Here is a 12,563-nt window from a genome sequence, read left to right as displayed (position 1 = left end):
TGAATCGTTTCCGGCTGTAACGAATGTAAATGCGTCAGTGCAGCCGGATGCTCGGGAAGCGGAAGCCGCCCGGCGACGGCGGCGCCACCTGCATCGCCGGCACGTTCGTTTCGCTGGCCGGGTTCGGCGATTCGGCCGTGCCCGAAGCCGGTGCGGCCACCGCCGCGCCCGATGCGCCCGCCGGCGCCGTTGCACCGCCCGCCGTACCGGCTGCCGCCGGCGCCGCGCCGTCTTCCGGCAGGTCGTACTTCGGCAGCGCGTCGTTGCCCGACGTCGCGGCCGCCTCGCCGCGGGCGTTGCTGATCAGCATCTGGCGACGCTGCAGGTACGCGTTACGCACGAACGAATACTTGTCGAGGGCCGCGGCATCCAGCACGTCGCCTGCGCCGAGCAGGTTCGAACGCGTGTTGACGAGGTTGACGCCGAACAGGCCCCAGCTCACGCCATCCGGCTTCACGTAGGTAAGCGGGTTGCCGACGTAGTCGACGCCCAGGCCGGCCGTGTCGCGCAGCGTGCTCGGGCCGAGCAGCGGCAGCACGAGATACGGGCCCGACGGCACGCCGTAGCGGCCCATCGTGATCCCGAAGTCGGCCGTGTGCTTCGGCAGCTTCGCGATCGTCGCGACGTCGAACAGGCCGCCGACGCCGAACACCGTGTTGATCACGACCCGCATGATGTCGCCGACGCCGTCCGCGATCCGCAACTGCACGATGTTGTTCGCCGCGATGTAGACGTCGCCGATGTTCGAGAAGAAATTCGTCACGCTGTCACGCACCGGCTGCGGCACCACGTACTGGTAGCCCTTCGCGACCGGCTTCAGCGCATACGTGTCGACCGTGTCGTTGAACTTGTACATCGTCCGGTTGAAGCCTTCGAGCGGATCGCCCTTGGTCGGCGTCTGCACGGTCGCGCAGCCGCTCAACGCGGCGACTGCCGCCACCGCCAGCGCGGCCTGCCTGATGCGGATCGTCTGCATGGTCATTACCCTCTTGTTTTCTCTCGTGTGGTTATTGGGCCGCCGAACCGGACACCGCGGACGCCGGCACCGCGACCGGTGCGGGCGCGGCGGGTACTGCCGATGCCCCGGCTGCCGGCTTCGCACCACCCGCATCGGCAGCCTTGCTGTACAGGAACTGGCCGATCAGGTTCTCGAGCACGATCGCCGATTGCGTCATCGTGATCGTATCGCCCGCCTTCAGCATTTCGGTGTCGCCGCCCGGATCGAGGCCGATATATTGCTCGCCGAGCAGGCCCGACGTCAGGATCTTCGCCGACGAATCCTTCGGGAACGGGTACTGGCCATCGATATCGATCGTGACAAGTGCCTGGTACGTGTTCGTGTCGAAGCCGATCGTCTTCACGCGGCCGACCACGACGCCCGCGCTCTTCACGGCCGCGCGCGGCTTCAGCCCGCCGATATTGTCGAATTTCATCTTCACCGAATAGGTCGGCTGAAACGACAGCGAGCTCATGTTGCCGACCTTCAGCGCCAGGAACAGCACCGCAAGGAAGCCCACCACCACGAACAGGCCGACCCAGAAGTCGAGAGCAGTCTTTTTCATCGTCATCCCAAAATTTGGCTTGGCTGAGGCTTAGCTGAACATCAGCGCGGTCAGCAGGAAATCGAGGCCGAGTACGGCGAGCGACGCGAACACGACCGTCTTGGTGGTCGCGCGCGACACGCCTTCGGGCGTGGGCTTCGCTTCATACCCTTGATACAGCGCAATGAAGGTCACGGCGAACCCGAACACGATGCTCTTCAGCACGCCGTTGCCGACGTCGGCCCAGACCTGCACGCCGCCCTGCATCTGCGACCAGAACGCGCCCGGATCGACGCCGATCAGCACGACGCCGACGAAGTAGCCGCCGAGCACGCCGACCGCGTTGAAGATCGCGGCGAGGAGCGGCATCGCGATGATGCCCGCCCACATGCGCGGCGCGATCACGTTCTTGATCGGGTCCACCGCCATCATCTCGAGCGCGGTGAGCTGTTCGCCGGCTTTCATCAGACCGATCTCGGCCGTGAGCGACGTGCCCGCGCGGCCCGCGAACAGCAGCGCGGTGACGACCGGCCCGAGCTCACGCACGAGCGACAGCGCGACCAGCAGGCCGAGCGCCTGCTCGGAACCGTAGCGGTTCAGCGTGTAATACCCCTGCAGGCCGAGCACGAAGCCGACGAACAGCCCCGACACGGCAATGATCACGAACGAATAGTTGCCGAGGAAGTGGATCTGCTTCGTGACCAGCCGCGGCCGGCGCAGCAGCGGGAAGAATTCCAGCACGAGGCGCACGAACAGGCGCGTGCCGTAGCCCGTGCGCTCGAGGCCGCCGATGACGTAACGTCCGATCGCGCTGATCATGCGCGCCCTCCGCCGAGCCCGAAATCCGCGGCAAGCGGCGGGCTCGTGTAATGAAATTTGAACGGGCCGTCCGGCGCGCCGTCGATGAACTGCCGCACGCTCGGATCGGTCGATGCGCGCAGCTCGTCGGGCGTACCCTGCGCAAGCACGCCGCCGTTGGCCAGGAAATACACGTAGTCGGCGATCGCGAACGATTCCGGCACGTCGTGCGTGACGAGGATCGACGTGGCGCCCAGCGCCTGGTTCAGCGTGCGGATCAGGTTCGCGGTGATGCCGAGCGAGATCGGATCGAGGCCCGCGAACGGCTCGTCGTACATGATGAGCTGCGGATCGAGCGCGATCGCGCGTGCCAGCGCGATGCGGCGCGCCATCCCGCCCGACACCTCGGACGGCATCAGGTCGCGCGCACCGCGCAGCCCGACCGCGTTGAGCTTCATCAGCACGAGGTCGCGGATCAGGTCGTCGGGCAAGTCGGTGTGCTCGCGCAGCGCGAACGCGACGTTCTCGAACACCGACATGTCGGTGAACAACGCGCCGAACTGGAACAGCATGCCCATCTTGCGGCGCAACGCGTACAGGCCGTCGCGCGATTGCGCGCCGACATCGGCGCCGTCGAACAGCACCTGGCCGCGGCGCGCGCGCACGAGGCCGCCGATCAGGCGCAGCACGGTCGTCTTGCCGCAACCCGACCCGCCCATGACCGCAACGACCTGCCCACGCCCGAAGCGCAGGTTCAGGTTGGACAGGACGAGGCGGTCGCCGTAGCCAAAGTCGACGTCGCGAAGTTCCAGCAATGTCTCGGGAGGAGTGGGGCTCACGGAGCGGACAGTCCTTTTACGCAGAACGCCGAATTATAGGGCCTGCATTGGAATGATGTCGTGACGCCGTTCCGGGCCCTGCGGTCAATGATTGTCAAATTGTCCGGGAAAACATTGCTGCAACGCAACAATGGCAGCCCGATAGTCGGCCGCGCCCGTCACCGCACTGACCACCGCGACACTGCCGACGCCGGTTGCCAGCACGGCCGGCAGCGTGTCGAGGCCCACCCCGCCGATCGCGACGAGCGGCGCCTGCGTGCCCGCGAAGCGCGCATAGCGGGTGATCCGCGCGAGGCCCTGCGGCGGCGCCGCAACAGCCTTGGTCGCGGTCGCGTACACGGGGCCGAGCGCGAGGTAGCTCGGGCGCTCGTGCAGCGCCCGCAACATTTCGTAATAACCGTGGCTCGACAGTCCGAGCCGCAGGCCCGCGCGCGCGATTGCCGCCAGATCGGCCGTTGCGAGGTCTTCCTGGCCGAGATGAACCCCGTACGCGCCTTCATCTGCCGCGATCTGCCAGTGATCGTTGATGAACACGCGTGCATCGGGATAGCGGCGCCCCGCCGCGACCGCACGCGCGATTTCCCGGCGCAACGCGTCCGGCGTCGCGCCTTTCACGCGCAACTGCACGGTCCGCACGCCGCAATCGAGCACGCGCTCGACCCATTCGGCATCCGGCACGACCGGGTAGAGGCCGAGCTGCGCGGGGCATGGCGCGAACGCGGGCTCGGGCGCGGCCGGCAGCCCGGCGACGCGCGGGAACCGTGCGGCGTCGACCGGCCACGCGTCTGCCGCGCGCGTCTCGTCGCCGTCGCGCCAGGCCAGCGCCAGCACCAGCGCGTCGACCGGCGCAAAGCCGCAATCGAGGAACGCGGCGAGCGCGGCGATCCAGTCGTCCCCGAGCGGATGCGCAGCGTCGAGCGCGTGGCGTGCACCCGCCGCGTGGAGCACCGCGCCCTGCTCGTCGAATTCGATCGCGACCGCACCCGGCGCCGCGGGCCGCGACGCAGCCGACGCGCGCGCCTGCGCGGCGCGGTCGCCAGCCGAGACGATCAGCACGTCGCCGTCGGCCGGCACATCGGGCACCGCAACGCAGAGCCGCCACGGCGCCGCACCGCCCGGCCAGTCGCCGAGCCGCGCGCGAATCCGTTCGGCCGCTTCGGCCAGTTCGTCGGCCGGCGGCCAGAACGCATCGGCGAAACGCGCGCTCATGCGCCGCCTCCGTCCTGGTGCCAGAACGGCATCCCGACGACCGGGGTGCTCGCATGCGCGGTCTCGCGCGCATCCATCGGCCCGGCGAGATACGCGGCGCGGCCGGCCTCGACGCCCTGCGCAAACGCGCGCGCCATGATCTCCGGGTGCGTGGCCTGCGATACGGCGGTGTTCAGCAACACGCCGTCGAAACCCCACTCCATCACCTGGCACGCGTGCGACGGCACGCCGAGCCCCGCGTCGACGATCAGCGGCACGTCGGGCAGCCGCTCGCGCAGCACGCGCAAGCCGTACGGGTTCACGACGCCCTTGCCCGTGCCGATCGGCGCGCCCCACGGCATCAGTGCTTCACAGCCGACATCGAGCAGGCGCCGGCCGATCACCAGATCCTCGGTGCAGTACGGCAGCACCTTGAAACCGTCCTTCACCAGTTGCGCGGCGGCCTCGATCAGCCCGACCGGATCGGGCTGCAGCGTGTAGTCGTCGCCGATCAGTTCGAGCTTGATCCAGTCGGTGCCGAAGACCTCGCGCGCCATATGAGCGGTCGTCACGGCTTCGGCGACGGTCTGGCAGCCGGCCGTGTTCGGCAGCAGCGGCACCGCGTGGCGCTTGAGCAGCTCGAAGAAGCCGGCTTCGGCCGTGCCGCCCGTCATCTGGCGGCGCAGCGCGACCGTCACCATCCCGGGGCGCGACGCGGCGATCGAATCGGACAGCGACTGCAGCGACGGGTAGCGCGACGTGCCGAGCAGCACGCGGCTTGCAAAGGTTTCGCCGTACAGCGTCAGCGCGTCGGCGGAGGTGGGGGACGTCATGTCGTTTTCCTGGAAGAGCGGGGACGAACCGGCGGCGCTCAGCCGCCCGCGACCGGGTGCACGACGTCGAGCTTGTCGCCCGCCGCGAGTGCGCGCGCCGCGTGCTGCGTGCGCGCGACGAAGTTGCCGTTCAGCGCGACCGCATACGGCGGACGCGCGCCGTACGCGGCGAGCGCGTCGGCCACCGTTGCGCCGTCGGGCAACGTCAGGTTCTGTTGGTTGATCTGGATATCCATGAGGCTTCGTCGAATTCGGTCGGCAGCGCGCGTCAGGCCGGCTGGCGCGCGTCGTTGCGATGATGAAGGAGCGTCGGCCAGCGCTCGGCGTCGCGCCACGCGGCAAACGCATCGGCATCGCCGAACGCGCCGCCGAGCGCGGCTTCGGCGACCGCAACCGCCGCGTGCGCAACTTCCGGCGCGATCATGAAGCCGTGCCGGTACAGGCCGTTGACGGCAAGCGTCGATGCGCCGTCCCAGATCACCGCCGGGCGATGATCGGGCAGCGTCGGCCGGCACTGCGCGTTGAGTTCGAGGATGCGCGCCTCGCCGAACGCCGGGTGCACGGAGAACGCCGCGCTCAGCAATTCGAGCGCGGAGCGCACGCTGACGGGCGACATGTCCTCGCCCTCCACCTCGGTCGCGCCGATCACATAGAGATCGTCCTGCTTCGGCGCGATATACAGCGGGTAGCGCGGATGCAGCAGCCGCACGGGCCGGGTAAGCCCGATGCCGGGCGCGCGCACGCGCGCGACTTCGCCGCGGATGCCGCGCAACGTCGGCAGCGCGGGTTTCGCGCCAAGCCCGCGGCAATCGATCGTGACATGCGCGGCGGGCAGGTTCGCATCGTCGATCGTGACGTGCCAGTGCAGGTCGACGCCGCGCTCGACGAGGCCCGCCGCGAGCGCGTGCAGCGCCTGGCGGTTGTCGAGCTGGCCTTCGTTCGGCAGCAGCAGGCCGCGCGCGAAGCGGCCCGCGAGCACCGGCTCGGCCGCATCGACCTGCGCGCCGGCGAGTGTCACGAAACCGTTGTCGAACAGGTCGGCAGGCGCGTTCGCGCGGAGGCGCCGCTCGAACAGCGGCGCCTCCGCGCGGTCCGCGTGATGCCAGACGACGAGCGTGCCGTGATGCTGGAAGAAGACGGGTTCGGGCAACTCGGCGAGCCACTGCGGCCAGCGCGCGAGGGAAGCTGCGCCGAGCTCGGTGATCAGCAGTTCCGCGCTCGCCGCTTCCGCGAGCGGCGCGAGCATCGCGGCCGCGACCCACGCGGCCGACTGCTCGCCGTCCGGGCCGCCGCGCTCGTAGAGCGCGACACGATGCCCGTCGCCCGCGAGCCGCCATGCGATCAGGCGGCCGACTAGGCCGCCGCCGAGCACCGCGAAATCGGGCCGGGAATCCTGGACGTTCATCGCACACGCTCCTCGCGAGCCGCGCGAGCACGCGCGACGAGCGTCGACGTGCACGCGCCGCCCCGTGCGAACGCACGCGACATCGGGCCGGAAACCATGCAAAAGACTGAAGATTGTGCGGTCATCATTCCTTCCGTAACGCGCAAGGCGCGTACCCAAAAGGACGAAACCGGCAGCAAAGGCCGGCCGGGCGGGACAAGGGCGCTGACCATGTGGGATGGCAGCCAGCGCGACCCGGCGGGATCAGAAACTTCCCTCGCCGGTATTACCCGGATCGGGTGCGAAGGGTCTTTCTCAGCCTCATCGCGCTGCCCGGAACATCTGCCGGCCACGCCACGAAGCACCCCTGTTTCGTCGTCGGCCATTAGACCATAAAAGCGGAAAGCGCCGCAAACTGTCCCCTTGCGGCAAATTCGCCGTCGTGCCGCGCCGCTCTGGCACAATGCCCGCAGGCCGGCCGCGCGAGCGGCCGGTTGCCGCGTCACCGCCGGCCTTAAGCGCCGTTTAAGACACGCGGGCGACCATCCGGACGCCCGCCGTCAGTCGGCGCCGCGTCCCGGCATGCCGTATCGCGGCGCGCGCCCGGCTTCGCCCGGCCCGCGCGCCGGCTACTCATCAGGAAGCACATGACCCAATCGATCGATCCCGTCCGCTCCGCCGCCTCCGACGCGCCGCAGGACGAGCGCCCGGTATCCGCATGGAGCCTCATCAAGCCCTACTGGGTATCGTCCGAATGGAAAATCGCGTGGGGCCTGCTGGTCGCGATCATCGCGATCAACCTCTGCGTGGTCTGGATCAACGTCCGGCTGAACAAGTGGAACGCGGAGTTCTACAACGCGCTGCAGTCGAAGGACGTCCACGACTTCCCGAACCTGCTGATGCAGTTCTCCGCGCTCGCGTTCGCCTTCATCATCCTCGCCGTGTACGGCCGCTACCTGCGGCAGATGCTCGGCTTCCGCTGGCGCCAGTGGCTCACCGACCGCTTTCTCGGCCAGTGGCTCGGCGATCGCGCGTTCTACCGGATCGAGCGTGACCGCCTCGCCGACAACCCCGACCAGCGGATTACCGACGATCTCCAGTCGTTCGCGACGACCACGCTCGCGCTGTCGCTCGACCTGCTGTCGACGGTCGTCACGCTCGTGTCGTTCATCACGATCCTGTGGTCGCTCGCCGGCGCGCTGACGATTTCGCTCGGCGCGACGCCGATCGCGATCCCCGGCTACATGGTGTGGGCGGCCGCGCTGTACGCGGTGGTCGGCTCGCTGATCATCCAGAAGGTCGGCCACCCGCTCGTGTCGATCAACTACCAGCAGCAGCGTGTCGAGGCCGACTTCCGCTTCGGGCTGATCCGCGTGCGCGAGAACGCCGAGCAGATCGCGTTCTACGACGGCGAGAAGACCGAGACCGGCAACGCGCAGACCCTCTTCATGCGCATCCGCGACAACTGGTGGCGCGTGATGAAGTACACGAAGCGGCTCACGTTCGTGCTGAGCTTCTACGGGCAGATCGCGATCATCTTCCCGCTGGTCGTCGCCGCGCCGCGCTATTTCGCGGGCGCGTTCTCGTTCGGCGTGCTGATGCAGATCTCGTCCGCGTTCGGCACCGTCAGCGATTCGTTCTCGTGGTTCATCAACAGTTACTCGACCCTCGTCGAATGGCGCGCCACCGTCAACCGTCTGCGCGAATTCAAGCGCGTGATGGGGACGTCCCACCTGAAGGAAAGCCTGTCGCCCGCGACCGAGCACGGCGGCATCAACCTGCACTATGTCGATGCGGCGAGGCTGTCGACGTCGTCGCTCAAGCTCGCGCTGCCGAACGGCGAGGCGCTCGCGAACATCGGCAGCGTCACGATCGAGCCCGGCTCGCGCTGGCTCGTGATCGGCAAGTCGGGTTCCGGCAAGAGCACGTTCATGCGCGCGCTCGCGGGCCTGTGGCCGTTCGGCGACGGCGCGATCGATGCGCCGGTCGGCGCGCGGATGATGTTCGTGCCGCAGACGAGCTACTTGCCGATCGGCACGCTGAAGGCAGCACTCACCTATCCGGCGACACCCGACGCGTTCAGCGACGAAGCCTGCCGCGACGCACTGCGCGCATGCCGCCTCGAGGATTACGTCGACCGCCTCGACGAGAACGCGCACTGGACCCGCGTGCTGTCGCCGGGCGAACAGCAGCGCCTGGCCGGCGCGCGCGTGCTGCTGCACAAGCCCGACTTCCTGTTCCTCGACGAAGCGACCAGCGCGCTCGACGCCGACAACGAAGCACGCCTGTACCACCTGTTCGCCGAACGGCTGCCGAAGGCCGCGATCGTCAGCATCGCGCACCGCGAGTCGCTGGCCGCGTTCCACGTCGGCACGATCAACGTCGAGCGCGTGAACGACAGCGACAAGGTCGCGGCGTGACCGAACGGGCCGCGCACATCGTCCGGATCACGCTGATCACCGGCGCCGGTTCGGGGATCGGCGCGGCACTCGCGCGACGGCTCGCGGCACCCGGCATCGCACTGGCGCTGCATGCGCGCGGCGCGGACGGCGCAGCGCGCGCCCGCCTCGCCGAAGTCGCGCATGCGTGCAAGGGGGCCGGCGCGGCGTGCATCACGCTCACCGGCGATCTCGGCGAGCCGGGCGTCGCCGCTTCGCTCGTCGATGCAGCCGCCACGCGCTTCGGCGGGCTCGATCAGCTCGTCGCCAACGCGGGCTTCGCCGCACGGCAATCCTTGTCCGACCTTTCCGCGGACGCGCTCGCGTCCGCCTTCGCGGCGATGCCCGGCGCGTTCTCCTCGCTCGTGGGCCGCGCGCGGCCGCTGCTCGAAGCGTCGGCCGCGCCACGGATCGTCGCGGTCAGCTCGTTCGTCGCGCACCGCTACCGCGCCGACGCACCGTTCGCGGCCACCGCCGCCGCGAAGGCCGCGCTCGAATCGCTCGTGCGCACCGCCGCCGCCGAATTCGCCGCGCGCGGCATCACCGTCAATGCTGTCGCGCCGGGCTTCACGCGCAAGGACCACGGGCCGAGCGCCGGCAATGCGGCTGCGTGGGCGCACGCCGAACAGGCGACACCCCTCGGCCGGATCGCCGAACCCGACGATGTGGCCGCACTGATCGCGTTCCTGTTGTCGGACGCCGCGCGGCAAATTACCGGTCAGGTCATTCACGTCGACGGTGGGCTGACACTCTGAAGCAAGTGCCGGCATGGCGCCCGAGCGCGATCGGCCGTCACGCCTTCCCCGAACAAGCGCCGCCCTCACCGTTCGCCGCACCGCCACGCACCTGCACTCACCTTTTTGGCACCCCGCATCCCGCCCGTAAAATAGCCGCCATACGGCAGCGCGAGACGAGACAAACGAGGGGGCGGCAAGCATGCAGGCATTCCAGTGGTTCAACGAACTGTCGACGCGCGAGCGCAGGACGCTGTACGCCGGCTTCGGCGGCTACGCGGTCGACGCGTTCGACTTCATGATCTATTCGTTCCTGATTCCGACGCTGATCGCCACCTGGGGCATGACGAAGAGCGAGGCCGGGATGATCGCGACGAGTTCGCTGATCTCGTCGGCGCTCGGCGGCTGGGTCGCCGGCATCCTTGCCGATCGCTACGGCCGCGTGCGCGTGCTGCAGTGGACGATCGCGACGTTCGCGCTGTTCACGTGCCTGTCCGGTTTCACCCACTCGTTCTGGCAACTGCTCGCGACGCGCACGCTGCAGGGCTTCGGCTTCGGCGGCGAATGGTCGGTCGTGACGATCATGATGGCCGAGACGATCCGCTCGCCAGAGCATCGCGGGAAAGCGGTCGGCACCGTGCAGAGCAGCTGGTCGTTCGGCTGGGGCGCGGCCGCGATCCTCTACTGGGCGTTCTTCGCGCTGCTGCCCGAGCAGGTCGCGTGGCGCGCGTGCTTCTGGATCGGCATCGCGCCCGCGCTGTGGATCCTGTACATCCGCCGCAACGTCAGCGATCCCGACATCTACACGGCCACTCGCCGTGCGCGCGACGAAGGCCGCGTGTCGGGCCACTTCCTCGAGATCTTCTCGCCAGCGCACCTGCGCGCGACGCTGTTCGGCAGCGCGCTGTGCACCGGGATGCTCGGCGGCTACTACGCGATCACGACGTGGCTGCCCACCTACCTGAAAACCGTCCGCCACCTGTCGGTGTTCAACACGAGCAGCTATCTCGTCGTGCTGATCGTCGGCTCGTTCGTCGGCTACGTGGTCGGCGCGATCCTGTCCGACCGGCTCGGCCGCCGCGCGTCGTTCATCCTGTTCGCGATCGGCTCGTTCTCGCTCGGCATGGCGTACACGATGCTGCCGATCACCGACACCGCGATGCTGCTGCTCGGCTTCCCGCTCGGCATCGTCGTGCAGGGGATCTTCGCGGGCATCGGCGCGTACCTGTCGGAGCTGTATCCGGGTGCGATCCGCGGTTCCGGCCAGGGCTTCTGCTACAACCTCGGGCGCGGACTCGGCTCGTTCTTCCCGATCCTCGTCGGCTCGCTGTCGCAGTCGATGTCGCTCGTGAAGGCGATCGGCCTCGTCGCGGGCGGCGGCTACCTGCTCGTGATCGTCGCCGCGCTCGTGCTCCCGGAAACGCGCGGCAGGTCGCTCGCCGACGATCCGGCCGTCGCGTCGTGAGCGCCCCCTTCGTTCCGGAAACCGCATGCACGTGATCGTTCTCGGCGCCGGCGTGATCGGCGTCACCACCGCCTGGCACCTGCGCGAAGCAGGCTGCGACGTCACCGTGATCGAGCGCGAGGACGACGTCGCCCAGGCGACGAGCCTCGGCAACGCGGGCGTGATCGCCCCCGGCTACGTGACACCCTGGGCCGCGCCCGGCATGCCCGGCAAGATCCTCAAGTACCTGTTCAAGCCCGCTTCGCCGCTGATCTTCAGGCCCACGCTCGACACCACGCAGTGGCGCTGGATCGCGCGCTGGCTGCGCGAATGCGAGTTCGAGCGGTTCCGCGTGAACAAGCGGCGGATGCAGCGCATCGCGTACTACAGCCGCGCATGCCTGCACGCGTTCCGCGACCGCCATCCGTTCGACTACGGCGCGAGCCGCGGCTACCTGCAACTGCTGCGCGGCGCATTCGACGTCGAGATGGTGCAGCCCGCGCTGAAGGTACTGCGCGACGCGGGCATCGCGTTTCGCGAGCTCGACGCGGCCGGCTGCACGGCGATCGAACCGGGCCTGCGCTGGGCGCGGCAGGCGCCCGTCGGCGGCATCTACCTGCCCGACGACGAAGCCGGCGACTGCGCACGCTTCACGCGCGAATTGCGGGCGCTGTGCGAAGCAAACGGCGTGGCGTTCAGCTTTCGCACGCAGGTGCAGGCGCTCGACGTTGAAGCCGGCCGGGTGCGCGGCGTGCGGATCGTTGGTCACGGCGACGAGGATGACGGGCCGAATCCGCGCGCATCGAACCCCGGCGGCAAGCACCGCAGCGCGCGGCTCGCCGCCGATGCGATCGTCGTCGCGCTCGGCGTCGACAGCGCCGGCCTGCTGCGGCCGCACGGCATCGATGTGCCGCTGTATCCGGTGAAGGGCTACTCGGCGACGCTCACGGTCATCGACGACGAGAAAGCACCGCGTGCCGCGCTGATGGACGAATCGCTGAAGACGGCGATCACGCGTTTCGGCCCGACGTTGCGCGTCGCGGGTACCGCGGAACTCGGCAACCGGCGCGCAGCGCTGCGACAGCAGGCGCTCGATACGCTGATGAAGGTGCTCGACGACTGGTTCCCGCACGCGGCCGATCGCACGTCGGCGCGCTTCTGGGTCGGCCGCCGGCCGATGACGCCTGACGGGCCGCCGCTGCTCGGCTCGAGCGGGATCGACGGGCTCTGGCTCAACGTCGGCCACGGCTCGACCGGCTGGGCGATGTCGATGGGATCGGGGAAGGTGGTGGCGGATCTCGTGACAGGGCGAGAACCGGAAATCGATCTGTCGGGATTGACGCTCGCGCGCTACGGATAGCAGG

General features: G+C 69.0%; 12 protein-coding genes and 1 riboswitch. Of the genes, 4 read left to right on the top strand and 8 right to left on the bottom strand.

Annotated elements, in window-relative coordinates:
- Positions 1–34: 34 nt before the first annotated feature.
- The 8 genes from LGN17_RS31780 to LGN17_RS31745 all read right to left on the bottom strand — a co-directional run bounded on the left by LGN17_RS31780 (position 35) and on the right by LGN17_RS31745 (position 6,604).
- Positions 35–976: a VacJ family lipoprotein gene (locus tag LGN17_RS31780; RefSeq protein ID WP_226200984.1), complete on the bottom strand. Its 942-nt coding sequence runs from the start codon at positions 974–976 to the stop codon at positions 35–37.
- Positions 977–1,007: 31 nt separating this feature from the next.
- Positions 1,008–1,568 (bottom strand): outer membrane lipid asymmetry maintenance protein MlaD, encoded by a 561-nt coding sequence (gene mlaD, locus LGN17_RS31775; protein ID WP_226200903.1) that lies wholly within the window; start codon positions 1,566–1,568, stop codon positions 1,008–1,010.
- A 24-nt stretch (positions 1,569–1,592) separates the two neighbouring features.
- Entirely contained in the window at positions 1,593–2,360 is a 768-nt protein-coding gene (gene mlaE / locus LGN17_RS31770; RefSeq protein WP_011350717.1) for a lipid asymmetry maintenance ABC transporter permease subunit MlaE, read from the bottom strand.
- Positions 2,357–3,178 (bottom strand): ABC transporter ATP-binding protein, encoded by an 822-nt coding sequence (locus tag LGN17_RS31765; protein WP_226200902.1) that lies wholly within the window; start codon positions 3,176–3,178, stop codon positions 2,357–2,359. Before LGN17_RS31765 ends, mlaE begins: the two co-directional genes overlap by 4 nt.
- An 84-nt stretch (positions 3,179–3,262) precedes the next feature.
- Positions 3,263–4,387, bottom strand: a complete 1,125-nt coding sequence (thiE, locus tag LGN17_RS31760) for a thiamine phosphate synthase (protein ID WP_226200901.1) — start codon at positions 4,385–4,387, stop codon at positions 3,263–3,265.
- A complete protein-coding gene (locus LGN17_RS31755) occupies positions 4,384–5,199 on the bottom strand; it encodes a thiazole synthase (protein WP_175957881.1) in 816 nt (271 codons plus the stop codon). Before LGN17_RS31755 ends, thiE begins: the two co-directional genes overlap by 4 nt.
- Positions 5,200–5,237: 38 nt before the next feature.
- The gene (gene thiS, locus LGN17_RS31750; RefSeq protein ID WP_011350713.1) at positions 5,238–5,435 is read right to left on the bottom strand and encodes a sulfur carrier protein ThiS; all 198 of its coding nucleotides are present in this window, start codon (positions 5,433–5,435) and stop codon (positions 5,238–5,240) included.
- A gap of 32 nt (positions 5,436–5,467) precedes the next feature.
- Positions 5,468–6,604: an FAD-dependent oxidoreductase gene (locus tag LGN17_RS31745; RefSeq protein ID WP_226200900.1), complete on the bottom strand. Its 1,137-nt coding sequence runs from the start codon at positions 6,602–6,604 to the stop codon at positions 5,468–5,470.
- A gap of 234 nt (positions 6,605–6,838) precedes the next feature.
- A riboswitch (TPP riboswitch) is annotated at positions 6,839–6,962 on the bottom strand.
- Between the two features lie 268 nt (positions 6,963–7,230).
- On the opposite strand from LGN17_RS31745, the gene LGN17_RS31740 reads away from it, so the two are divergent.
- The 4 genes from LGN17_RS31740 to LGN17_RS31725 all read left to right on the top strand — a co-directional run bounded on the left by LGN17_RS31740 (position 7,231) and on the right by LGN17_RS31725 (position 12,559).
- Complete coding sequence (locus LGN17_RS31740) at positions 7,231–9,003, top strand: ABC transporter ATP-binding protein/permease (protein ID WP_226200899.1); 1,773 nt, start codon at positions 7,231–7,233, stop codon at positions 9,001–9,003.
- Positions 9,000–9,776: an SDR family NAD(P)-dependent oxidoreductase gene (locus LGN17_RS31735; protein ID WP_226200898.1), complete on the top strand. Its 777-nt coding sequence runs from the start codon at positions 9,000–9,002 to the stop codon at positions 9,774–9,776. The genes LGN17_RS31740 and LGN17_RS31735 overlap by 4 nt, the downstream gene beginning before the upstream one ends.
- Before the next feature lie 181 nt (positions 9,777–9,957).
- Positions 9,958–11,220, top strand: a complete 1,263-nt coding sequence (locus tag LGN17_RS31730) for an MFS transporter (protein ID WP_226200897.1) — start codon at positions 9,958–9,960, stop codon at positions 11,218–11,220.
- Positions 11,221–11,245: 25 nt separating this feature from the next.
- Entirely contained in the window at positions 11,246–12,559 is a 1,314-nt protein-coding gene (locus LGN17_RS31725) for a D-amino acid dehydrogenase (protein WP_264166130.1), read from the top strand.
- Positions 12,560–12,563: the final 4 nt, after the last annotated feature.

The organism is Burkholderia sp. AU30280, assembly GCF_020420125.1.
In the GTDB taxonomy this organism is placed as follows: domain Bacteria; phylum Pseudomonadota; class Gammaproteobacteria; order Burkholderiales; family Burkholderiaceae; genus Burkholderia.
This window is presented reverse-complemented; position numbering and strand designations above follow the sequence as displayed.

Bases quoted from the DNA above. Each gene is read 5' to 3' on its own strand.
- LGN17_RS31745 (WP_226200900.1), bottom strand. From the start codon at position 6,604: ATGAACGTCCAGGATTCCCGGCCCGATTTCGCGGTGCTCGGCGGCGGC.
- LGN17_RS31730 (WP_226200897.1), top strand. From the start codon at position 9,958: ATGCAGGCATTCCAGTGGTTCAACGAACTGTCGACGCGCGAGCGCAGG.
- LGN17_RS31780 (WP_226200984.1), bottom strand. From the start codon at position 976: ATGCAGACGATCCGCATCAGGCAGGCCGCGCTGGCGGTGGCGGCAGTC.
- thiE (WP_226200901.1), bottom strand. From the start codon at position 4,387: ATGAGCGCGCGTTTCGCCGATGCGTTCTGGCCGCCGGCCGACGAACTG.
- mlaE (WP_011350717.1), bottom strand. From the start codon at position 2,360: ATGATCAGCGCGATCGGACGTTACGTCATCGGCGGCCTCGAGCGCACG.
- mlaD (WP_226200903.1), bottom strand. From the start codon at position 1,568: ATGACGATGAAAAAGACTGCTCTCGACTTCTGGGTCGGCCTGTTCGTG.
- LGN17_RS31725 (WP_264166130.1), top strand. From the start codon at position 11,246: ATGCACGTGATCGTTCTCGGCGCCGGCGTGATCGGCGTCACCACCGCC.
- thiS (WP_011350713.1), bottom strand. From the start codon at position 5,435: ATGGATATCCAGATCAACCAACAGAACCTGACGTTGCCCGACGGCGCA.
- LGN17_RS31740 (WP_226200899.1), top strand. From the start codon at position 7,231: ATGACCCAATCGATCGATCCCGTCCGCTCCGCCGCCTCCGACGCGCCG.
- LGN17_RS31755 (WP_175957881.1), bottom strand. From the start codon at position 5,199: ATGACGTCCCCCACCTCCGCCGACGCGCTGACGCTGTACGGCGAAACC.